The organism is Pseudoxanthomonas japonensis, from assembly GCF_010093445.1.
Lineage (GTDB): Bacteria > Pseudomonadota > Gammaproteobacteria > Xanthomonadales > Xanthomonadaceae > Pseudoxanthomonas_A > Pseudoxanthomonas_A japonensis.
Genome location: NZ_PDWW01000006.1, coordinates 61,242 through 82,190 on the forward strand (window position 1 = coordinate 61,242; position 20,949 = coordinate 82,190).

General features: G+C 69.2%; 16 protein-coding genes. 8 read left to right on the plus strand and 8 right to left on the minus strand.

Annotated elements, in window-relative coordinates; all coding sequences use genetic code 11:
• Positions 1 to 156 precede the first annotated feature (156 nt).
• The 4 genes from leuC to CSC78_RS06665 all read left to right on the plus strand — a co-directional run bounded on the left by leuC (position 157) and on the right by CSC78_RS06665 (position 3,641).
• The gene (leuC, locus tag CSC78_RS06650; RefSeq protein WP_162337125.1) at positions 157 to 1,578 is read left to right on the plus strand and encodes a 3-isopropylmalate dehydratase large subunit; all 1,422 of its coding nucleotides are present in this window, start codon (positions 157 to 159) and stop codon (positions 1,576 to 1,578) included.
• Entirely contained in the window at positions 1,578 to 2,159 is a 582-nt protein-coding gene (gene leuD / locus CSC78_RS06655; protein WP_162337126.1) for a 3-isopropylmalate dehydratase small subunit, read from the plus strand. Before leuC ends, leuD begins: the two co-directional genes overlap by 1 nt.
• Positions 2,149 to 3,237, plus strand: coding sequence for a 3-isopropylmalate dehydrogenase (gene leuB / locus CSC78_RS06660; protein WP_162337127.1), 1,089 nt, complete (start codon positions 2,149 to 2,151; stop codon positions 3,235 to 3,237). The genes leuD and leuB overlap by 11 nt, the downstream gene beginning before the upstream one ends.
• 71 nt (positions 3,238 to 3,308) lie before the next feature.
• Positions 3,309 to 3,641, plus strand: coding sequence for a hypothetical protein (locus tag CSC78_RS06665; RefSeq protein WP_162337128.1), 333 nt, complete (start codon positions 3,309 to 3,311; stop codon positions 3,639 to 3,641).
• A 24-nt stretch (positions 3,642 to 3,665) separates the two neighbouring features.
• Here CSC78_RS06665 and CSC78_RS06670 read toward each other — a convergent pair whose 3' ends face one another.
• From CSC78_RS06670 to CSC78_RS06680, 3 genes are all read right to left on the minus strand, one after another.
• Positions 3,666 to 6,641, minus strand: coding sequence for a ligand-binding sensor domain-containing protein (locus CSC78_RS06670; protein WP_162337129.1), 2,976 nt, complete (start codon positions 6,639 to 6,641; stop codon positions 3,666 to 3,668).
• 75 nt (positions 6,642 to 6,716) lie between these two features.
• A complete protein-coding gene (locus tag CSC78_RS06675; RefSeq protein ID WP_162337130.1) occupies positions 6,717 to 9,887 on the minus strand; it encodes an efflux RND transporter permease subunit in 3,171 nt (1,056 codons plus the stop codon).
• A 4-nt stretch (positions 9,888 to 9,891) separates the two neighbouring features.
• Complete coding sequence (locus tag CSC78_RS06680) at positions 9,892 to 11,031, minus strand: efflux RND transporter periplasmic adaptor subunit (protein WP_162337131.1); 1,140 nt, start codon at positions 11,029 to 11,031, stop codon at positions 9,892 to 9,894.
• A gap of 79 nt (positions 11,032 to 11,110) precedes the next feature.
• Here CSC78_RS06680 and CSC78_RS06685 point away from each other — a divergent pair, with 79 nt between their 5' ends.
• From CSC78_RS06685 to CSC78_RS06695, 3 genes are all read left to right on the plus strand, one after another.
• A complete protein-coding gene (locus CSC78_RS06685) occupies positions 11,111 to 11,782 on the plus strand; it encodes a TetR/AcrR family transcriptional regulator (protein ID WP_162337132.1) in 672 nt (223 codons plus the stop codon).
• 147 nt (positions 11,783 to 11,929) lie between these two features.
• The gene (locus tag CSC78_RS06690) at positions 11,930 to 12,586 is read left to right on the plus strand and encodes a protein-L-isoaspartate O-methyltransferase family protein (protein ID WP_162337133.1); all 657 of its coding nucleotides are present in this window, start codon (positions 11,930 to 11,932) and stop codon (positions 12,584 to 12,586) included.
• A gap of 22 nt (positions 12,587 to 12,608) precedes the next feature.
• The gene (locus CSC78_RS06695) at positions 12,609 to 13,955 is read left to right on the plus strand and encodes a TolC family outer membrane protein (protein ID WP_162337134.1); all 1,347 of its coding nucleotides are present in this window, start codon (positions 12,609 to 12,611) and stop codon (positions 13,953 to 13,955) included.
• Positions 13,956 to 14,130: 175 nt separating this feature from the next.
• Here the strand turns inward: CSC78_RS06695 and CSC78_RS06700 are convergent, their stop codons facing one another.
• Both CSC78_RS06700 and waaA read right to left on the minus strand, forming a co-directional pair.
• Complete coding sequence (locus CSC78_RS06700; protein WP_162337135.1) at positions 14,131 to 15,351, minus strand: CaiB/BaiF CoA transferase family protein; 1,221 nt, start codon at positions 15,349 to 15,351, stop codon at positions 14,131 to 14,133.
• On the minus strand, positions 15,348 to 16,649 hold the full coding sequence (waaA, locus tag CSC78_RS06705) for a lipid IV(A) 3-deoxy-D-manno-octulosonic acid transferase (protein ID WP_162337136.1): 1,302 nt from the start codon (positions 16,647 to 16,649) through the stop codon (positions 15,348 to 15,350). The genes CSC78_RS06700 and waaA overlap by 4 nt, the downstream gene beginning before the upstream one ends.
• A gap of 39 nt (positions 16,650 to 16,688) precedes the next feature.
• Between waaA and lpxL the strand changes: the two genes are divergently transcribed.
• Positions 16,689 to 17,621, plus strand: a complete 933-nt coding sequence (gene lpxL / locus CSC78_RS06710) for an LpxL/LpxP family Kdo(2)-lipid IV(A) lauroyl/palmitoleoyl acyltransferase (protein WP_162337137.1) — start codon at positions 16,689 to 16,691, stop codon at positions 17,619 to 17,621.
• Here lpxL and CSC78_RS06715 read toward each other — a convergent pair.
• Genes CSC78_RS06715 through CSC78_RS06725 form a run of 3 tightly spaced genes read right to left on the minus strand, consistent with a single transcriptional unit; the run spans position 17,612 to position 20,940 of the window.
• Positions 17,612 to 18,478 (minus strand): lysophospholipid acyltransferase family protein, encoded by an 867-nt coding sequence (locus CSC78_RS06715; protein WP_162337138.1) that lies wholly within the window; start codon positions 18,476 to 18,478, stop codon positions 17,612 to 17,614. The genes lpxL and CSC78_RS06715 overlap by 10 nt on opposite strands.
• A gap of 28 nt (positions 18,479 to 18,506) precedes the next feature.
• Positions 18,507 to 19,829 carry an O-antigen ligase family protein gene (locus CSC78_RS06720; RefSeq protein ID WP_162337139.1) on the minus strand — a complete coding sequence of 441 codons (1,323 nt, stop codon included), beginning with the start codon at positions 19,827 to 19,829 and terminating at the stop codon, positions 18,507 to 18,509.
• Positions 19,801 to 20,940, minus strand: a complete 1,140-nt coding sequence (locus CSC78_RS06725; RefSeq protein WP_162337140.1) for a glycosyltransferase — start codon at positions 20,938 to 20,940, stop codon at positions 19,801 to 19,803. The genes CSC78_RS06720 and CSC78_RS06725 overlap by 29 nt, the downstream gene beginning before the upstream one ends.
• Positions 20,941 to 20,949: the final 9 nt, after the last annotated feature.

A 20,949-nucleotide genomic window follows, 5' to 3' on the forward strand; every position in this document is an offset into this window, starting at 1 on the left:
GCGGAAGCCGGAATCCATTGCGCTTCTGCTTTGCCTGTTCGTCGAGGCCGGGAAGAGCAACGGCAACATGGATCCCGGCTTTCGCCGGGATGACGAAGAGAGACCGGATGGACCGACTGATCGAACTACCATGAAACGTATCGCTGGAAACCCCGCATGACCGCACCCCGCACCCTGTTCGACAAACTGTGGGACGCCCACGTCGTCGTCCCCGAGACCGACGCGGCTCCCGCCGTGCTGTACATCGACCTGCACCTGATCCATGAGGTCACATCGCCGCAGGCCTTCTCCGAGCTGGCGTCGCGCGGCCTGTCGCCACGCCGGCCGGACCGCACCAAAGCGACGATGGACCACTCCACGCCGACCCTGCCCGCCGGGCCGGACGGCAAGCTGCCGTACTACACACAGGCCGCCGAAACGCAGGTCGAGACGCTGGCGCGCAACTGCGCCGAGTACGGCATCGAACTGTTCGACATGGCCTCGCCGAACCGCGGCATCGTCCACGTCATCGCGCCGGAGCAGGGCTTCACCCTGCCCGGCATGACCATCGTCTGCGGCGACAGCCACACCAGCACGCACGGCGCGTTCGGTTCGCTGGCGTTCGGCATCGGCACCAGCGAAGTCGGCCACGTGCTGGCCACGCAATGCCTGCTGCAGCGCAAGCCAAAGACCATGGCGATCACCGTCGACGGCGCGCTGGCGCCGGGCGTGGGCGCGAAGGACATCGTGCTGCACGTGATCGGCGTGATCGGCGTCAATGGCGGCACCGGCCATGTGATCGAGTTCCGCGGCAGTGCCATCGAGGCGCTGGACATGGAGCAGCGCATGACCCTGTGCAACATGTCGATCGAAGCCGGCGCGCGCGCCGGCATGGTCGCGCCCGACCGGACCACGTTCGATTGGGTCGCGCGCACGCCGCGCGGACCGAAGGGCGTGGCGTTCGACGACGCCGTCGCGTACTGGACAACGCTGCGCAGCGATGAAGGTGCGACCTTCGACGCTGAGGTGCGCATCGACGCCGCCGACATCCGTCCGACCCTGACCTGGGGCACGCACCCCGGCACGGCGATCGCGGTGGATGTACCGATTCCCGCGCCCGCCGATGCCGCCGACCAGAAGGGCCTGGACTACATGCACCTGCGCGCCGGCCACGCGCTGGAAGGCACGCCGGTCGACGTGGTCTTCGTCGGTTCGTGCACCAACGGCCGCCTGCGCGACATGCGCGAGGTCGCACAGGTCTTGCGTGGCCGCAAGGTCGCCGCTGGCGTGCGCATGCTGGTGGTGCCCGGCTCGGAGATCGTCAAGCGCGAGGCCGAGGCAGAAGGCATCGATGCCGTCGTGCGTGAAGCCGGCGCCGAATGGCGCGAGCCGGGATGCTCCATGTGCATCGCGATGAACGGCGACCTGGTTGCGCCAGGCCAACTGGCCGTCAGCACCAGCAACCGCAATTTCGAAGGCCGCCAGGGACCCGGCGCACGCACGCTGCTGGCGTCGCCATTGACGGCGGCGTGGGCCGCCGTCAATGGCCGCGTCAGCGATCCGCGCGATCTGTTTAACGCACACAAGGCGGTGGCGTGATGGCCGGCTTCAACGAGGTGCGCTCGCAGAGCGTGGTGCTGGCGCAGACCAACATCGATACCGACCAGATCATCCCCGCGCGCTTCCTGTCGACGACCGAACGCGCCGGACTGGGCAAGCACGCCTTCAACGACTGGCGCTGGCAGGCCGACGGTTCGCCGAACCCGACCTTCCCGTTCAACCAGCCGGAGAACGCGGACCGCAGGATCCTGCTGGCTGGCCGCAATTTCGGCTGCGGTTCCTCGCGCGAGCACGCGCCCTGGGCACTGACCGACCTCGGCCTGCGCGCGATCGTCAGCAGCGAGATCGCCGACATCTTCCGCAACAACAGCCTGAAGAACGGGCTGGTGCCGGTGGTGCTGCCGGAAGCGACCGTGCAGGCGCTGATGCAGCGGCCGGACGACGAACTGGTCGTCGACGTCGCGGCGAAGGAATTGCGCACGCCGGACGGTTCCGCCTTCTCCTTCCCGCTGGACGCCTTTGCGCAGACCTGCCTGCTGCAGGGCGTCGACGAACTGGGCTACCTGCTGGCCCGCCACACCGACATCGAACGCTACGAGGCCACCCGCCATGCACGCTGACATCGCCCTCCTGCCCGGGGACGGCATCGGTCCCGAGGTCACCGCCGCCGCCGTCACCGTGCTGCGCACACTGGCGCGACGCCACGGCCATACCTTCGACTTCCACGAGTACGATATCGGCGGCATCGCCATCGACAAGCACGGCGGGCCGCTGCCGCAGGCCACGCTGCAGGGGTGCCAGCAGGCCAACGCCGTGCTGCTCGGCGCCGTGGGTGGTCCGAAGTGGTCGGATCCCAATGCAAAGGTGCGTCCGGAGCAGGGCTTGCTGGCACTGCGCAAGGGCCTGGGCCTGTTCGCCAACCTGCGCCCGGTGCGTCCGCATCCGGCCGCGCTGAACGCCTCGCCGATCAAGCCGCACCTGCTGACCGGCGTGGACATCGTGGTGGTGCGCGAACTGACCGGCGGCATCTACTTCGGCGAGAAGACGCGCGATGCGCGCGGCGCCAGCGACCTGTGCAGCTACAGCGTCACCGAGATCGAGCGCGTGGTGCGCAGCGCGTTCAAGCTGGCACGCCAGCGCCGCAGCCAGCTGGTGTCGGTGGACAAGGCCAACGTACTGGAAACCTCACGCCTGTGGCGCGACGTGGCCACGCGCATCGGCCGCGAGGAATTCCCGGACGTGACGCTGGAACACCAGCTGGTCGACTCGATGGCGATGCACCTGCTGTCCAAGCCGCGCGAGTACGACGTGATCGTCACCGAGAACATGTTCGGCGACATCCTGACCGACGAAGCTTCGATGCTGGCCGGCTCGCTGGGCCTGCTGCCATCGGCGTCGCTGGGCGACGGCAAGGTCGGCCTGTACGAGCCGATCCATGGCTCGGCGCCGGACATCGCCGGCAAGGGCGTCGCCAATCCCTACGCCACCATCCTTAGCTGCGCGCTGCTGCTGCGCCATTCGCTGGGTCTGCACGAGGAGGCCGACTGCATCGAACGCGCGGTCGACGGCGCGCTCAACGCACAGGTATTCACCAACGATCTGGCGACCGGCGGACGCGGCGTGTCCACGCAGGTGGCGACGCAGGCCGTGCTGGAGCAGATGCAGGCGCGTTGCTACGTGGCGGAGTTGCGGGACTGAGGCACGTGACCTGATCGCGGCATCCCCTGCGTTGTCCATAGGGCAGGGGATGCACGCACAGGAATGGCACGATGCCCACGACACAGATCGAGAAGTACCACGTCATCTATTCGGCCAACACGTTCCGCCGCCGCATCGGCCTGATGGCCGGCGGCGCCTACATCGGCCAGCTGGTGTTCCATGCCAACGGCGCGGCCCTGCCCGCCGACGGCCTCAACGGCACGCAGCCGCAGTTGAACTACCACCTGGACGACTTCCAGAACTGCATCGACCTGCTGCGCAACGAGAAGCCGGTCTACCTGCTCTACAACGGCAGCGGCGGCGGTTTCGAGAACGCGCTGACGACCGATCCGGAAACCGTGGGCGAAGGTGAGGCCGGCGGACTCCGCTTCGTCGGCCGCTGACCGCGTTACCACGCCTCGGATGCGTCAGCTGGAGACCAGGCGGTTCCGCCCCTGCTGCTTGGCCTTGTACAGGCGCTCGTCCGCCACGCGCAGCAGGTCGCGCAGGTCCTGGCCGGCCTCCAGCTCCGCCACGCCGATGCTGACCGTGCAGCGCAGGGTATCGCCATCCGGCGTCTCGATGCCCGCACGGGCGATCCCCTCGCGCAGTGCCTCCAGGCGCGCGCGCGACGCGGACCTGGGCAACTGCTGGCACACCAGGAACTCCTCGCCGCCGTAGCGCGAGATCAGCACGCCCTCCACGCCGCCCGCCAGGTGTTCCGCCAGCGCGGCGATCTGCGACAGTACGTCGTCGCCGAACGCGTGGCCGTAGCGGTCGTTGACGGCCTTGAAATGGTCGATGTCGATCAGCGCGACGGACAACGGACGCCCTTCGCGACGGCTGACCTCCAGCGCTTCAGCGAGGAAGGCATCGCCGGCGCGCCGGTTGGCGAGCCGGGTCAGCGGATCGTGGCGCGCCTGGTGGGCCAGTTGCTCCAGCAGCCGCGCGTTCGCCTCGCCCGCCTGCTCCAGCTGCGCGTTCTTGTCGCTCAGTTCCGACGTGCGCGCGTCCACCAGCGCTTCCAGCCGTCGCTGGCGATGACGTTGGCGACGCAACGCGAACAACAGCACGGCCCACCCCACCAGGCCCAGCAGCACGGCGTACAGGGCCAGCGCCCACGCCCGCAACCACCACGGCGAGGCCTTCTCGAACTCGACCGTCCGCGTCACCAGGTTTTCCGGCTTGCTCCAGTCCGCCGGCGCGTTCATCACCTGCACCTCGAAGCGCATCTTGCCCGGCGGCAGGTTGGTGTAGACCGCATCGTGGGCGATGCCATTGTCGGTCTCGATCCAGCCACGATCGAATCCGACCATGCGGTAGCGGTAGCGCAGGCGCTCGGGCGCACGCTGGTTGAGGCCGGTGAAGCGGATCACCACGCGCCGCGTGTCCGCCGGCAGCACGTGGCGATCCTGCGGCGGCAGGAAACGCCCGTCCGCCTCTACCGACTCCACCACCAGCGTGATGCCCTGCGCGCGTTGTCGACGGGCATCGTCCGGATCGATCACGCCGATGCCGTTGGCCGTGGCGAACCACAGCTTGCCATCGCGCATCGGCCATCCCGCCGGCGAGGTGGCGCCGTTGGCCTGGCTGCTCGGCAGGCCATCGGCATGGGTGAAGGCCTCCACCGGCAAGCGGGCGAGGTGCCCGTTCTCCACCGCCGTCAGCGCCGCACGCGAGATCCGGAACACGCCGCGGTTGCTCGAGACCCAGAAGTCGCCGTTGTCGTCCTCCAGCAGCCGGAACAGCCGGTTGTTCGGCAGGCCCTGCCGGTGGTCGAACTGGACGAAGCGGCCGTCGTGCCAGTGCAGCAGGCCGCGATCGGTGGCGATCCACAGGCTGCCGTCGGGGTCGGCCAGGAAATCGAACGCGGCCACCGCGGGAAACCCGGACATCGGCGACCACGCACGCAGCGTTCCGTCGCGACGCATCATTCCCATGCCGTTGCTGGTGCCGATCCAGAGCTCGCCCTGCGCGGTTTCGTGCAGCACATAGACGTTGCCGCTGGGCAATCCGTCCGCGGTCGTGTACGTCCGCAGGATGCGGCCGTCCCGGTACACGCTGACGCCTTCGTTGCTGCCGATCCACAACGAACCGTCCGACCGCTCCAGCAGCGCGCGGACGTGGTTCGACGGCAACCCCCCGGCCTCGTCGATGCGCCGCGGGCGTGCCTGCGGGCCTTCGCCAGCCGCGGGCAACCGGATGACGCCCTGGTCGTAGGTGCCGATCCAGAGACTGCCGTCGCGCGCGTTGGCCAGCGACAGCACAGAGGGATCGCCCTTGCCGTCGAACGCGAGCGGTATCGCGCGGGCCTGGCCACCCTGCCATGCGTCCACCCCCATCGGATGGCCGATCCACACGCCCTGTCCCGGCCGCTCGATGATGGCGCGGACATAGATGTCGCGCAGGCCGCTGCTGCGCGCCAGTCCGAACACCGGCCCGTCGGAGATGCGGTACAGGCCATTGGTGGTGCCCACCCACAGCAGCCCGTCGCGATCCTCGAACAGCGCCGGCGCCAGTCGCCCCATCAGGCCGTTGCGTTCGCCCAGCGTTTCGTACCGCCCCTGTGCGTAGCGTCGCAGGCCGTCGAGCGTGGAGATCCACAGGCTTCCGTGGCGGTCCTCCAGCATGGCTTCGACGCGCTCACCGGTGATCTGCAGGGCGCGGCCCTGGTCGAGCCGCCAGGCGCCCGCGCCGCCACCGATCAGGATGCCGCCCCAGCGCGATGGCTGGATCGCCAGCACGGAGGTCTCGGGCAGTCCCGTCTCGCGACCCCACTCGCTGGCGCGGTCGTCGCGGATGCGGAACAAGCCATGCCGGTTGCCGACCAGCGCCTGTCCATCCGCCAGCGGCAGGACCGCCAGCACGCGCTCGTTCGCCAACCTCGGGTGCGTGCCGCCGATGTCACGCAGCCGTCCATCGCCGGCCATCCGGTAGAGGCTGTGGTCGGTCCCGATCCACAAGGCACCGTCCGGACCGAAACGCAGCACCGACACATCCGCCAGCGTGCCCGCCTCGCCCGGCAGTCGCTGCCAGCGCCCCTGGTGGAAGTGCAGCAGGCCCGGCCCCACGCGCCCCAGGCTGATCACCATGCCGCCCTTCGGGTCCCGCGCGATGGCACGCACGCCCTCGATTTCCAGCCCCTCGACCGTGCCAGCATCGAAAGCCGTGAAGCGGCGACCGTCGAAACGCGCCGCGCCTTCCCATGTGCCGATCCAGACATAGCCCTCGGCGTCCTGGCCGATCGTATGCACCAGGTTGTGCGGCAGCCCGTCCTCCATCGTCCAGCGCGCGATGGTGTACTCGTCCACCTTGCGCGCAGGGTCCAGCGCCCACGCGGGCGCGCCGACGAGCAGGACCAGCAGACACAGGCCGTTGAGGAACAGGCGCCGCATGGCGGGCATGGCGTCCGGAGGGCTTCGACCCTCCCAGTATCGGCTGCGGCAGGGGGGTTCTTGAACCCCCCGCCGCACGGCGAACTATGACGCGGTGCGCTCTTCGGGCCTGACCTTGAACCATGCCGCGTACAGCGCCGGCAGGAAGAACAGCGTCAGCACGGTGGCGACCGTCAGCCCCCCCATGATGGCCACCGCCATCGGCCCGAAGAAGGCGCTGCGCGACAGCGGGATCATCGCCAGCACCGCCGCCAGCGCGGTCAGCACGATGGGACGGAAGCGACGCACGGTCGCGTCGATGATCGCGTGCCAGCGGTCGTGGCCCGCGCGGATGTCCTGGTCGATCTGGTCCACCAGGATCACCGAATTGCGCATGATCATGCCCGCCAGCGCGATGGTGCCGAGCATGGCGACGAAGCCGAACGGCACGCGGAACACCAGCAGCGCGAGCGTCACGCCGATCAGGCCGAGCGGCGCGGTCAGCAGCACCAGCGCCATCCGCGAGAAGCTGCGCAGCTGCAGCATCAGCAGGGTGGTCACCGCGAGCAGGAACAGCGGCATGCCGGCGGCGATCGACTTCTGCCCGCGCGCCGAGTCCTCGACCGTGCCCCCGGTTTCCAGCAGGTAGCCCTGTGGCAGCGTGTCGCGGATGCCGTCCAGCGTCGGCGAGATCTGCGCGACCACGGTCGGCGCGGTCACGGCGTCGGTGTTCAGGTCGGCGCGCACCGTCACCGTCGGCAGACGGTCGCGATGCCAGATGATGCCGTCCTCGAAGGCGTACTCCAGATTGGCGATCTGCGACAGCGGCACGCTGCCGCCATTGCTGGTCGGCACCGCCAGGCTGCCCAGCAGGTCCAGCCGCGTGCGCTCCTCTTCCGGCCCGCGCAACAGGATCTCCACCAGTTCGTTGCCTTCGCGGTAGGTGCTGACGCTCAGGCCCGACAGCGATCCGGACAGGAAGTGCGAGACCTGCGAGGTGCTGACGCCAAGCGCGCGAGCGCGGTCCTGGTCGATCTGCAGCCGCACGATCTTGCTCGGTTCGCTCCAGTCCAGGTTGACGTTGGTGACGTGCGGATTGGCGCGCACTTTCTCCGCCATCTGCCGCGCGATGGCCTGCACGCGGTCGATGTGTTCGCCCGAGACGCGGAACTGGATCGGATAGCCGACCGGTGGGCCGTTCTCGAGGCGCGTCACGCGGAACTGCAGTTCGGGGAACTGCGGCGCCACCTCGTCGATCAGCCAGCGGCGGGTGGATTCGCGCGAGGCGGTGTCGGCGGTCAGCACCACGAACTGCGAGAAGTTCGCCTGCGGCAACTGCTGGTCGAGCGGCAGGTAGAACCGCGGCGAACCGGTGCCGATGTAGGCCACGTAATTGAGGATGCCCTCGCGCCCGGCCAGCAGCTTCTCCAGCTTGCGCGCCTGCGCATCGGTGGATTTCAGCGAACTGCCCTCCGCCAGTTCCAGGTCCACCATCAGCTCGGGACGCACGGAATCCGGGAAGAACTGCTGCGGCACGAAACGGAACAGCGCGATGGACGCGACGAACGCCGCCACGGTCACGCCGATCACCAGCCAGCGGTGACGCAGGCAGAACGCCAGCCAGGCACGGAAGCGCGCATAGAACGGCGTGTGGTACGGATTGTGGTCGTGCGCATCGTGCGCCTTCGGTGCCAGGACGCGGGCGAACTGCGGCCAGCGATCCGCCAGTCCCGCGCGGAACGCCTGCCAGCGCGCGGCCAGCGATCCCGGCTTCGGCGGCTGCGGGTTGCCGAGGTCGGGCAGCATCTTGTCGCCCAGGTACGGAATGAACAGCACCGCGGCGATCCACGACACCACCAGCGCGATGGTCACCACCTGGAACAGCGAACGCGTGTACTCGCCGGTGCTGGACGCGGCGGTCGCGATCGGCAGGAATCCGGCCGCCGTCACCAGCGTGCCGGTGAGCATCGGGAACGCCGTCGACTCGTAGGCGAAGCTCGCCGCCTTCAACCGGTCGAAGCCCTGCTCCATCTTGATGGCCATCATTTCGACCGCGATGATCGCGTCGTCCACCAGCAGGCCCAGCGCCAGCACCAGCGCGCCCAGCGAGATCTTGTGCAGGCCGATGCCGAAGTAGTGCATCACCGCGAACGTCATCGCCAGCACCAGCGGGATCGACACCGCGACCACCAGCCCGGTGCGCATGCCCAGCGAGAAGAAGCTCACCAGCAGCACGATGATGACGGCCTCGGCCAGCACGCGGACGAATTCGCCCACCGACGCATCGACCGCCGCCGGCTGGTCGGACACCTTGCGCAATTCCATGCCCAGCGGCAGCGTCTTCTGCAGCCGGTGGAACTCGGCCTCCAGCGTCGAACCCAGCTTCAGGATGTCGCCGCCGTCCTTCATCGCCACCGCGATGCCGATGCCGGGCTGGCCCATGAAGCGCATCCGCGGCGCGGCGGGATCGGCGAAGCCGCGCTTGATCTCGGCGATGTCGCCCAGCTTGACGGTACGGCCGCCAGCGCGGATCGGGAACTCGCGGATCTCGTCGACCGAACCGAATTCGCCGCTCACGCGCAGTTGCACGCGATCGCTCGGGGTCTCGAAGAACCCGGCCGGCGTCACCGCGTTCTGCTCCTCCAGGGCCTGCTGCACCGCGCCCAGCGGGATGCCCAGCGTGGCCAGCTTGGTATTGGACAGCTCGATCCAGATCTTCTCGTCCTGCAGGCCGACCAGCTCGACCTTGCCGACGTCGTCGACGCGCTGCAGTTCCAGCTGGATGCGGTCGGCGTAGTCCTTCATGACCGCGTAGTCGAACCCCTCGCCGGTCAGCGCATAGATGTTGCCGAAGGTGTCGCCGAACTCGTCGTTGAAGAACGGGCCGATCACACCGCTCGGCAGCGTGGCGCGGATGTCGCCGACCTTCTTGCGCACCTGGTACCAGAGCTGCGGCATGTCGCGCGACTTCAAACTGTCGCGCGCAGCGAAGATCACCTGCGATTCGCCCGGCCGCGAATACGAACGGATGTATTCGTAGTTGCCGGTGGTCATCAGCGCCTTTTCGATGCGTTCGGTGACCTGCTGCGAGACCTCTTCGGCGGTCGCGCCCGGCCACACCGTGCGCACCACCATCGCCTTGAAGGTGAACGGCGGATCCTCGGACTGGCCCAGGTGCTTGTAGGACCACGCGCCGATGATGCCCAGCAGGATCATCAGGAACAGCACGAGGCTGCGGTTGGTCAGCGCCCACTCGGAAAGGTTGAAGCGGCGCATGCGGTTACTCCGAGCGCGAGGCGACGTTGGCGGTACCACCGGCCGCGCTCGGCTTCAGCGGACGGTTGCTGCGGTCCACCGGCGCGACGACCTGCCCGTCGCGCAACAGATGGCCACCGGCCGCCACCACCCAGTCGCCGGCCTTCACGCCGCTCTGCACGGGGACCGACGCTTCGCCATAGGGACCGAGCTGCACGGCCTGCGCGCGCACCTTGCCGCTCGCGGGATCGACCACCCACACCGTCGTCTTGCCATCGTCGCCACGCTGGATGGCCGACAGCGGAAGCTTCAGCGATGCCTTGCTGCCGTTCTCCTGCACATAGACGCGGGCACTCTGGCCCAGCTCGACCTGCTGCTGCGCCTCGCCCACCAGGCTGACGCGCGCAGCGTAGGTGCGCGTCTGCGCATCCGCCGCCGGCGCGATCTCGCGGATGGTGCCGGGCAGTCGCTGGCCGGGCGCATTCCACAACTCGATCACCACCGGCTGGCCGACGCTGAATTGGCGGATGCGGTTCTCCGGCAGGCCGATCGCGACCTCGCGACCTCCATCGGCGGCCAGCGTGAAGACGGTCTGCCCCGCGGCGACCACCTGGCCCGCTTCGGCCTGCCGGCTGGCGATGACGCCATCACGCGGTGCGCGCAACTGCGAATAGCCTTCCTGGTTGCGCATCACGTCCATCTGCGCGCGTGCCGCGCGCGCCTGTCCTTCGGCCGCCTTGTAGGCTGCGACCTGCGCGTCGTACGCGGACTGGCTGATCAGCTTGTCGCCAACCAGCTTCGCGTAGCGGTCGCGGTCGCCGCGCGCGCGGACCAGATCGGCTTCGGCGGCGGCCAGCTGCGCCTGCGCGGCCTGTGCCTGCAAGGCGAAGTCGCCGGCGTCGAGCAACGCCAGCACTTCGCCCTTCTGCACGCGTGCGCCGGCATCCACGTTGCGACGGACCAGGTTGCCGCCGACGCGGAACGACAGCGGGCTTTCTTCGCGGGCGCGCACCTCGCCGGCATAGGCCGACAGCGCCGCGTCGGCACCACCGCCGGGCTGCACCACCAGGGCCGGCCGCGGCGTTTCCGCGGGCTGCTCCGCGCTGCAGGCGGCCAGGCCGACCAGCACCATTCCGAACACTCCGTTCCAGCGCGTCTGGCGCATTGACCGCTCCGTTTCGATTTCAATTAGTAGACTTGGCGGTATAGTATAAATATCGAACCGAGTAGTCTAGTATTGCGTCATGGTCAGCCCACGCTCTTCCGCCAGCCGCTCCAAAGCCCCCTCCAAGCCCGCCGCCAGCGGTCCCGGCCGCCCCAAGGACCTGGGCAAGCGCGCCGCCATCCTCGACGCCGCCAAGCACCTGTTCGCGCGCGAGGGGTTCAACGGCGTCAGCATGGACCAGATCGCCGCCGAAGCCGGTGTGTCGAAGCTGACGGTGTACAGCCACTTCGGCGACAAGGACGCCCTGTTCGCCGCGGCCGTGCAGGCCAAGTGCGAGGAAATGCTGCCGGACACGCTGTTCGAGCTCGAACTGACCGGCGGCCTGCGCGACCAGCTGAAGGCGATCGCGCAGGCGTTCTTCGCGCTGGTCACCAGCGAAGAGGCCATCAGCACGCACCGCATGATGATGGTCCCCGGCAACATCGACGACAAACTCAAGCAGACCTTCTGGGAAGCCGGCCCGCAGCGCACGCACGACGCCTTCGCGGCGATGCTGCAGGCGCTGGTAAGCAAGGGCGAGCTGGACATCCCCGACGTGGCGACGGCGTCCGCGCAGTTCTTCACCCTGATCAAGGGCGAGGTGCACGCGCGCATGACCTGCGGCCTGTGCAGCCGGCCCGGTCCGGTCGATGCCCGCCAGCACGTCGATGCCACGGTGGACATGTTCCTGAGGGCGTATGGCCGCCGCTGAAACTGAAGCGCAGCCCCGGGCGACGGAGGTTGCGGTGACTTCCGGCACTGCGCCGGCTGGCGCAGGTACCCCGATCCTTGCCCAGCGCGGACGGGGCCAGCCCGGTAAAATGCCCGGCCCAGCCCTCCGCGTCGGATGACCACCCCCATGACGATCAACTACACCCAGGCCCGCGAAAACATGGTCGAGCAGCAGGTACGTCCCTGGGACGTGCTGGATGCGCGCGTGCTGGAAACGCTGGCCACGCTGCCGCGCGAGGCCTTCGTCGCCGAATCGCACCGCGCGCTGGCGTACGCGGACCTGGAGCTGCCGCTGGGCCATGGCCAGTCGATGGCCAAGCCCGTTATCGAAGGCCGCACCCTGCAGGCGCTGAAGCCGCAGGCGGACGAGGACGTGCTGGAGATCGGTACCGGCAGCGGCTACCTGACCGCCTGCCTGGCACACCTGGCGCGTGAAGTGGTCAGTCTGGAGATCCACCCCGGACTCGCCGACGCCGCGCGCGCGCGCCTCGATGCGGCCGGCCTGGGCAGCAACGTGCGCATCGACGCCGTGGACGCACTCTCGTGGGAAACAGACCGTCGCTTCGACGTGATCTGTGTGACCGGCGCCGTCGCTACCCTGCCGCCGCGCTTCCTGCAGTGGCTGCGCCCGGGTGGCCGCCTGTTCGTCGTGCAGGGCGTGTCGCCGGTGATGGAAGCCGTACTGCACGTGGCCGATGTCAACGGCACCCGCATCGAATCGTTGTTCGAAACCGACCTCCCCTATCTGGTCGGCGCCGCACCGGCGCCCCAGTTCGTCTTCTGAAGAAATACAAAAAGGAATCCGCATGAGCCGTCGCCCCCTCGTACTCGCGCTCGCCCTGGCCCTGCCGTTCGCGGCCAACGCCACCGACCTGATGCAGACCTATGAGCTGGCGCGCACCGGCGACCCGACCCTGTCGATCGCGGAATCGACCCGCCTGATCGACAAGGAAGGCGCCGTGCAGGCGCGCGCGGCCCTGCTGCCGCAGATCACCGGCAGCGCGGGCTACGAACTGACCCACAGCAGCCGTCCGGGCGATCCGACCGGCGACGGCAAGAGCCGCACCTACGGCGCCCAGGTCAACCAGACGATCTTCGACTGGAGCCGCATCGCCAACCTGCGGGGCCAGCGCGCCATCAGCCAGGCGGCCGACTACGATCTGGCCTCGGCGAACAACCTGCTGATCACGCGCACCTCCGCCGCGTACTTCAACGTGCTGATCGGCATCGAGTCACTGGCTGCCGCTGAGACCAACGAGGCCGCATCGAAGAAGCAGTTCGATTACGCGCAGAAGCGCCTGGACGTGGGCCTGGCCCCGATCACCGACGTGCACGAAGCACGCGCCCAGTACGACAGTGCGCGTGCGAATACGATCCTGGCCCGCAACGCGTTGGACGACAGCTATCGCGCCCTCGCCGAGATCACCGGCCAGCCGATCAGCGGCCTGAAGGGCCTGCCGGACGACTTCCGTCCGGAACTGCCGCCGGAACAGAACGCGCAGTCGTGGGTCGACCGTGCGCTGGAGCAGAATCCAGACCTGAAGTCCGCCGAGTACGTGCTGGAGTCGGCGCAGCATGGCGTGTCGAGCGCGCGTGCCGGCCACTACCCCACGCTCAATTTCCGCGGCGGCTATTCCAATGGCACCGACTGGGACAGCGTGCCCGGCACGCTCTCGCGTGATGGCGAGGGCTACAACTGGGGCGTGACGTTGACCGTGCCGATCTTCTCCGGCGGCGCCACCCAGTCCGGCGTGCGCCAGGCGCTGGCCCAGCGCGACCGCGCCGCCGATGGCCTCGAGCAGACCCGTCGTGCCCTTGTGCGCAACACCAGCAACGCCTACCAGGCGCTGGTCGCAGGTGTGACCGAAGTGGAAGCACGTCGCCTGGCGGTCGTGTCCGCGCAGAGCGCGCTGGATGCCTCGCAGGTCGGCCTGGAAGTCGGTACCCGCACCGTGCTGGACGTGCTGCAGAACCAGCGCACGCTGTTCCAGGCGCAGGTCGAGTACGCACAGGCGCGCTACAACTTCCTGCAGAACCGGCTGTTGCTGGAACAGGCCGCCGGTACGCTGGACGGGGCCGACGTGCAGGACGTCAACCGCCTGCTGACCGCCGACGCCGAGGCGCGCCTCTCGTCGCAGCCCGTTTCGCAGTAACCCCTCGCGTTCTTCGCGCTCACGACGGCGGGCTTCGGCCCGCCGTTGTCGTTTCAGGGCCCGGGATTTCCTGTAGGAGCGACGTCAGTCGCGACCGCACGCTTCGATGGCCCAGAAGCATCGATGCGGGCGGAAAATTCCCGGTCGCGACTTACGTCGCTCCTACAACGGCCACTCAGATCGCGCCATGTGCACGCAGCGCCGCGATCTCCGCATCGTCGTAGCCCGCCTCGCGCAACACCTCGTCGGTATGCTGTCCGAGCAGCGGCGGCGCATGCCGCACATCGACCGGTGTCGCCGACAGCTTCAGCGGGCTCGCGACCAGTGGCACTGCACCGGCATGCGGGTGTTCGACGTGCGCGACCATGCCGCGTGCCAGCACCTGCGGATCGGCGAACACATCGGCGATGTCGTTGACCGGCCCGCAGGGAATGCCCGCCGCTTCCAGCGACGCCAGCCACGTTTGCCGGTCATGCGACCGGAAGGCCGACTGCAACATCGGCACCAGCACATCGCGATGGCGCACGCGTCCCGCATTCGTCGCGAAACGCACGTCGCCGGCCAGCGCTGGGTCGCCCAGCAGTTCGCACAGGCGCGTGAACTGCCGATCATTGCCGACCGCCACGATGAGGTGGCCGTCGGCCACGGCGAAGACCTGGTACGGCACGATGTTGGCGTGCGCATTGCCCTGTCGCGGCGGCACGTCGCCGCCGACCAGGTAGTGGCTACCCAGGTTGGCCAGCATCGCAACCTGCGCATCGAGCAGGGCCATGTCGATCACCTGTCCTTCGCCGGTCGCATCGCGGTGACGCAGCGCCGCGAGAATCGCCACCGTCGCGTACATGCCAGTGAACAAGTCCGCCACCGCGACACCGACCTTCTGCGGCTCGCCATCGGCCGCACCGGTGACGCTCATCAGGCCACCGAGTCCCTGGATGGCGAAGTCGTAGCCGGCGCGCTGCGCGTAAGGACCCTGTTGGCCGAAGCCGGTGATCGAGCAGTACACCAGTCGTGGATTGGACGCACGTAGTACCTCGGCATCCAGGCCGTGGCGCGCCATGTCGCCGACCTTGAAGTTCTCCACCAGCACGTCGCTCTGCAACGCGAGCCGGCGGATGACGGCCTGTCCCTCTTCGGTGGCGATGTCGACCGTCAGCGAGCGCTTGTTGCGGTTCGCGCACAGGTAGTACGCAGACTCCGTGGTCTCGTTTCCTTCTGCATCCCGCAGGAACGGCGGCCCCCAGCCGCGGGTGTCGTCGCCGCTGCCGGGACGTTCCACCTTGATGACCTCGGCACCCAGGTCGGCCAGCGTCTGCGTGCACCATGGACCGGCAAGCACGCGTGTCAGGTCCAGCACGCGCACGCCGGCCAGCGCACGCGTTGCCACCGCGTTCATGCCACGGGCGCCGGCAGGTGCGGCGCGATCATCACCAGCGTGCGCGCCAGCGCGCCGCGTCCGTGTTCGACCAGCGCCCGCCCCCGCTCCGCCATGCCGCGCCGGCGGGCGTCGTCGGCGAGCAGGGCGTCGATCGCCTCCGCCACGCCCGCTGCGTCGGGCACGATCACCAGCGCGTCGGCCTCATTGAGGCGGCGCGAAATCTCGCTGAAGTTGTGCAGGTGCGGCCCGGTGACGGCCGGCGTTCCCACCGCCGCGGGCTCCAGCATGTTGTGGCCGCCGATGGCCTGCAGGCTGCCACCGATGAAGGCCACGTCCGCGCACGCGTAGAACGCCATCAGTTCGCCCAGCGTGTCCAGCACGAAGACATCGTCGCCGGCGGACGGCCAGCGGTCCTCGCGCCGTGTGCCGACCTTCCAGCCGGCCTCGCTTGCCGCCTCCGCCACGCGCGGAAAGCGTTCCGGATGCCGCGGCGCCCACAGCAGCAGCAGGTCCGGCCAGCGCTGGCGCAGGCGCGCGTGGATGGCGAGGACGGGGGCCTCTTCGTCCTCGTGCGTGCTGGCGGCGATCCAGACCGGCCGGCCGCTCGACAGATGCTGCCGGAAGCCGGCGACCACCTCGCCCACGTTGGCCGGCACGGGAATGTCGAACTTGAGGTTGCCGACATCGCGCACCTGTCCGGGCAATGCGCCCAGCTGCACGAAGCGCGCGGCGTCGTCGCCGGATTGCGCCGCCACCTTGCGCACCGTGCGCAGCGTGCGCGCGATCAGCGGCCGCAATACGCTGTAGCCCCGCAGCGAGCGCGCGGACAGCCGTGCGTTGAGGATGTACAGCGGCACCTTGCGATCGTGGCAACCGAACAGCAGGCTGGGCCAGAGTTCGGTTTCCATGATCAGCGCCAGGCGTGGCGGAAAATGCCGCAGGAAGCGCGATACCGCGCCCGGCAGGTCGTAGGGGGAGTACACGTGCAGCACGCGCCCGCCCCACAGCGTCTGCACGCGCTGCGACCCGGTCGGCGTGATGGTGGTGATGAGCAGGCGCAGCCCGCGATGCCGCTTCAACAGCGCGTCGACCACCGGCGCGGCGGCGTTGACCTCGCCCACCGACACCGCATGCAGCCACACGTCGACCGCCCCGCCCGGAGCATCGTAGTTGCCGTAGCGCTCGTTCCAGCGCTGGAAATACTCCGGATAGCGGAAGCCGCGCCAGATCAGGTGGTAGAGGGTGACCGGCGTCAGCACGTACAGCACCGCCGAGTACAGGGCGCGCAGCAGGCGTTCGGCGGTACGGTTCGACATGGGCGACAAGGATACCCGGGCGCGCCGCTACAATGGGTCATGGCCGAATCCGAGAAGCGATCCTCCGACGCCGGCGAGCGTCCTCCGATGGGCCCACGGCAGTGGCCGTCCTGGCTGGGCATCGGACTGGCATGGTTGGCCGCCCGCGTGCCGTGGATCCTGCAGCGCCCGATCGGCCGCGCCGTCGGTGCGCTGCTGTACCGCGTGCTGCGCGATCGCCGGCATGTGGCCCGGCGCAATATCGCGCTGTGCTTTCCCGAGCTGGATGCGCAACGGCAGGAGGCGCTGGCGCGCGCCAGCTTCGGCGAGCTCGGCATCGGCCTGTTCGAATTCGCGCGCGCGTGGTGGGGCAGCGTCGACCCGATGCGGAAGGGCCTGCAGGTCGAAGGGCTCGAACACCTGACCGCGGCGCGCGCAGGCGGACGTGGCGTGATCGTGGTATCGGGCCACTTCACCACGCTGGAGATCTCGGCGCGCCTGATGTGCGACTACGCACCATTGGCCGGCATGTACCGCCCGCACAACCAGGGCGCGATGGAATGGGCGGTCAAGCGCGGACGGCTCCGCTACGCCACCGCGATGTTCACGCGCGAGGAACTGCGCCCCGCGCTGAAGCACCTCAAGCAGGGCGGCCTGCTGTGGTTCGCGCCCGACCAGGACACGCGCCGCGGCGACAGCGTGTTCGTCCCGTTCTTCGGCCACCCCGCCTACAGCCTGACCTCGACGCACCAGTTGGCGCGACTGTCCGGTGCGGCGGTGATCGCCTTCGCGCACGTCCGCCGCGAAGACGGCGGGCACACGCTGACACTGTCGCCCGCGTTCGAGGACTTCCCCTCGACCGATGCCACCGCCGATACCGCGCGCGTGATTGCCGCGATCGAGGGGATGGTGCGGCAGGCGCCCACCCAGTACCTGTGGATCCACCGGCGCTTCAAACGCCAGCCAGACGGCCGTGGCGAACTCTACCGGTAGAGCTCCGGCTCGCCCGGCGGGCGCGTCTTGAATCGCCGGTGCACCCACAGATACTGCTCGGGATGCTGGCGGACGACGGTTTCCAACTCCGCCATGTAACGCGCCGCATCCTGCGCCGGATCGCCGCTCGGCCATCCGCTCCACGTCGGCTCCACGCGTAGCTGGTAGCGTCCGTCGGCATCGCGATGGAACCAGAACGGCAGCACCACCGCGTTGCCGCGGCGCGCCAGGTCGGGCGTGGCGGTCAGGGTGGCCGCCGGCACGCCGAAGAACGGCACGAAGGCGTTCTGGTAGTTGAAATCCTGGTCGGCCGAGTACGCCACGATGCCGCCGCGCGAGAGCGTGCGCAGCAGGCCGCGGACATCCTTCTTGGCGATGACGTCGGCGAACACGCGCCGGCGTGCGCTATCCATCCATCGCTCGATGCAGGGGTCGTTGTTGCGCCGCGCGACGATGCTCACGCGTTCGCCCAGCGCCTCGCCCAGCAGGCGGGCGCACAGCTCCGAATGCGGGATGTGCCCGCCGAACAGCAGGATGCCGCGCCCTTGCGCCTGCGCGGCACGGACGTGCTCGAGCCCCTGCACGTCGGCGAGCCCGCGCAGGACGCGCGCAGGCGCGTACCAGCCGCGGATCAGTTCGAACACGCCGGTCACCGTCGCACGCACGGTGTCGCGCAGCAGGCGCATGCGGGCGCGTTCGTCCAGTGCCGGAAAACACAGTGAAAGGTTGGTCGCCGCGTGGCGCCGGCGCTTGGCGAGCAGCGGCCACAGCAACCACGTCGCCACGCTGCCGAGGCTCAGCAACCAGGGTTGCGGCAGTCGCGCGATACCGGAAGCCAACAGATTGGCGGGCGCCACGAACCAGCAGCGCCTGCCACGCGCGCGCTCACTCGTCATCGCGCGCCAGCAGGCTGCCCGCATACAGCGCCGCCAGCATCAGCGTGAGCCCGCCCCAGAAGGTGGAATAGAACGCGAGGTGCGTGTTCAACGGAAACACCGTCACCGCCAGCGCCAGCATCGCCGGGCGGGCGCGCTCCTTCGCCTGCGGCGTGGCGTAGCGCCATGCGCGTATCGCCAGCGCCGCGCCGGCCAGCCACAGCAGCAGGCCGATCGCGCCGGTTTCGCTGAGGATCTCGAGGACGATCTGGTGCGCGTGCAGCGCGGGACCTTCACCCCATGCAGGGCGCTGCTGCGGCGTCGCATCGCAGTCCGGATAGGCTTCGCGGAAGCCGCGAGCGCCCACGCCGTTGACCGGATGCTCCCACACCATGCAGGTCGCGGCGGACCAGATCTGCGCGCGGCCCGAGAGCGCGGTGTCGACCCCGGAGCCGTCGGCGGTCAGCGCTTGCGTGGTACGCACCACGCGTTCGCGCACCTGCGGCGATACGACTGCCAGCAGCGTCAGCAGCAGCGCGCCGAACCCAAACACCGCAAGCAGCCGCTTCCAGCCCAGCAGGCGCCAGCCCGAGAACACCAGCACCAGCGCGTAGGTAATCCACGCGGCGCGCGCGCCCGCCAGCAGCACCACGATGCCGACCAGCGTCGCCGCCAGCAGCCATCCCGCGACCTCCATGCGGCGTGCCGCCACGAACAGGAGGAATGGTGACAGGCTGGCCATGACCATGCCGAGCTTGAGATTGCAGGGCCCCAGGAAACCGCTCAGGCGATCCACGGCCATGACGGCGTCCTTGGTGCACATCGGCCGCCCGCTTATCAGGTGCTTCAGCTGGTCCAGTCCCCAGAACAGGGGGCTGCCGCCGAACACCACCTGCGCCAGCGCATCCAGCGTCCAGATCGCCATGATGATGGCGAGACCGTTGAAGGTCGTGCGTCTGGCGTGCGCATTCGCCACCGCCGCCGCCGCCAGCCACAGGAACGGCAGATAGCGCAGGTCCACCGCCGCCTCGCGCAGCGCGCGCGGCATGTCGACGGCGTCGATCGCCGAGATCACCTGCGGCAGCCAATACGCGGCGAACAGCGCACTCGTCAGCGCCCACGCGCCACCGCTCAACAGGCGCGTGCCGCCGCGGAAGCGGTCGAGCAGCAGGCGGACGATGGCCGCCAGCGCACCCAGCACCATGACGCCTTCGGCGTACCCAGGTGCCGGCCACAGCGCGACGAACGTCAGCACCCATGCGGGCGCCCAGCGCCAGCCGTGCGTGTCGCGTGGACGCGGCGTATCAGGAATCGATGGCGAGTCGGCGGTCATCGGCAAGATCGTGGTAGAGGGCGAGCGTGGCGTCCTGCATCGCGCGCAGGGTGTAGGCCGCCATCGTAGCCAATGGCGGCGGTGGATGGGCGAGGACGTCCTGCACCGTGTCGAGCAGCACGCCCTCGTCGAACGCCGGCACGGCGCCGCGCGGCTGCAGTCCGGCCAGCAGTTCGCCGACGCCGCCGTGCGCCCAGCCCACGACCGGACGTCCCACCGAGAACGCCTCGATCACCGTGCGACCGAAGGCTTCGGGCTTGCGCGACAGCTGCAGCACCAGGTCGCTGGCGGCATAGGCACGGGCGATTTCCGTCGTCGGCGGCGTGATGGCGAGCGCATCGGCGAACCGGCCGAGCTGCGCTTCCGTTTCCAGCTCGACCATGTACTGCTCGCGCCCGCGCTCACGCGCGCCGGGCATCCACAGGCGGGCATCCACGCCGCGGTCGCGCAGGTTGCCCAACAACGCGAGCGCCTCACGGTGCCCCTTCAGGCGCGTGCCACGTCCCGGCAACACCAACAGCGGACCATCGCCCGCCAGCGCGGGATGCTGCGCTGCTGCCCATGCACGTGCCTCGGCATCCGGGTGCGCGGCGCGCGGGAATTGCGACGGATCGATGCCGCGCGGAATCACCACCAGCTTGCCGGGATCCGTTCGCGGATAGTGCTGGAGCAGGTAACGGCGCACCGTGTCGGAGACGCAGATCACGCGTTCGCCGTAGGTCATCACCGCGCTGTAGCGGCCCGGCGAATTCAACCCGTGCATGGTGGTGACGAAGCGCGGCCGCGATGGCGACGGCATGCTGCGCACCGCCCATAGACCGATCCAGGCCGGCAGGCGTGAACGCGCGTGCACGATATCGGCGCCGACCTCGGCAAACAGGTGTCGCAACGCGCCGGCATGGCGCAACGTCAGCAGCGACTTGCGGCCGATGTCCAGGGTGACATGTTCCGCGCCCGTGGCGCGTAGCGCAGGCTCCAACCGGCCCCCCGCGGACACGACCACGGCGCGATGGCCGGCGCGCACCAGTGCATCGGCGATCTCCAGCGTGGAGCGTTCGACGCCGCCGGACTCCAGCGCCGGCAGCAGCTGGACGACGGTCAGCCGGCGCATGGTCGAAGG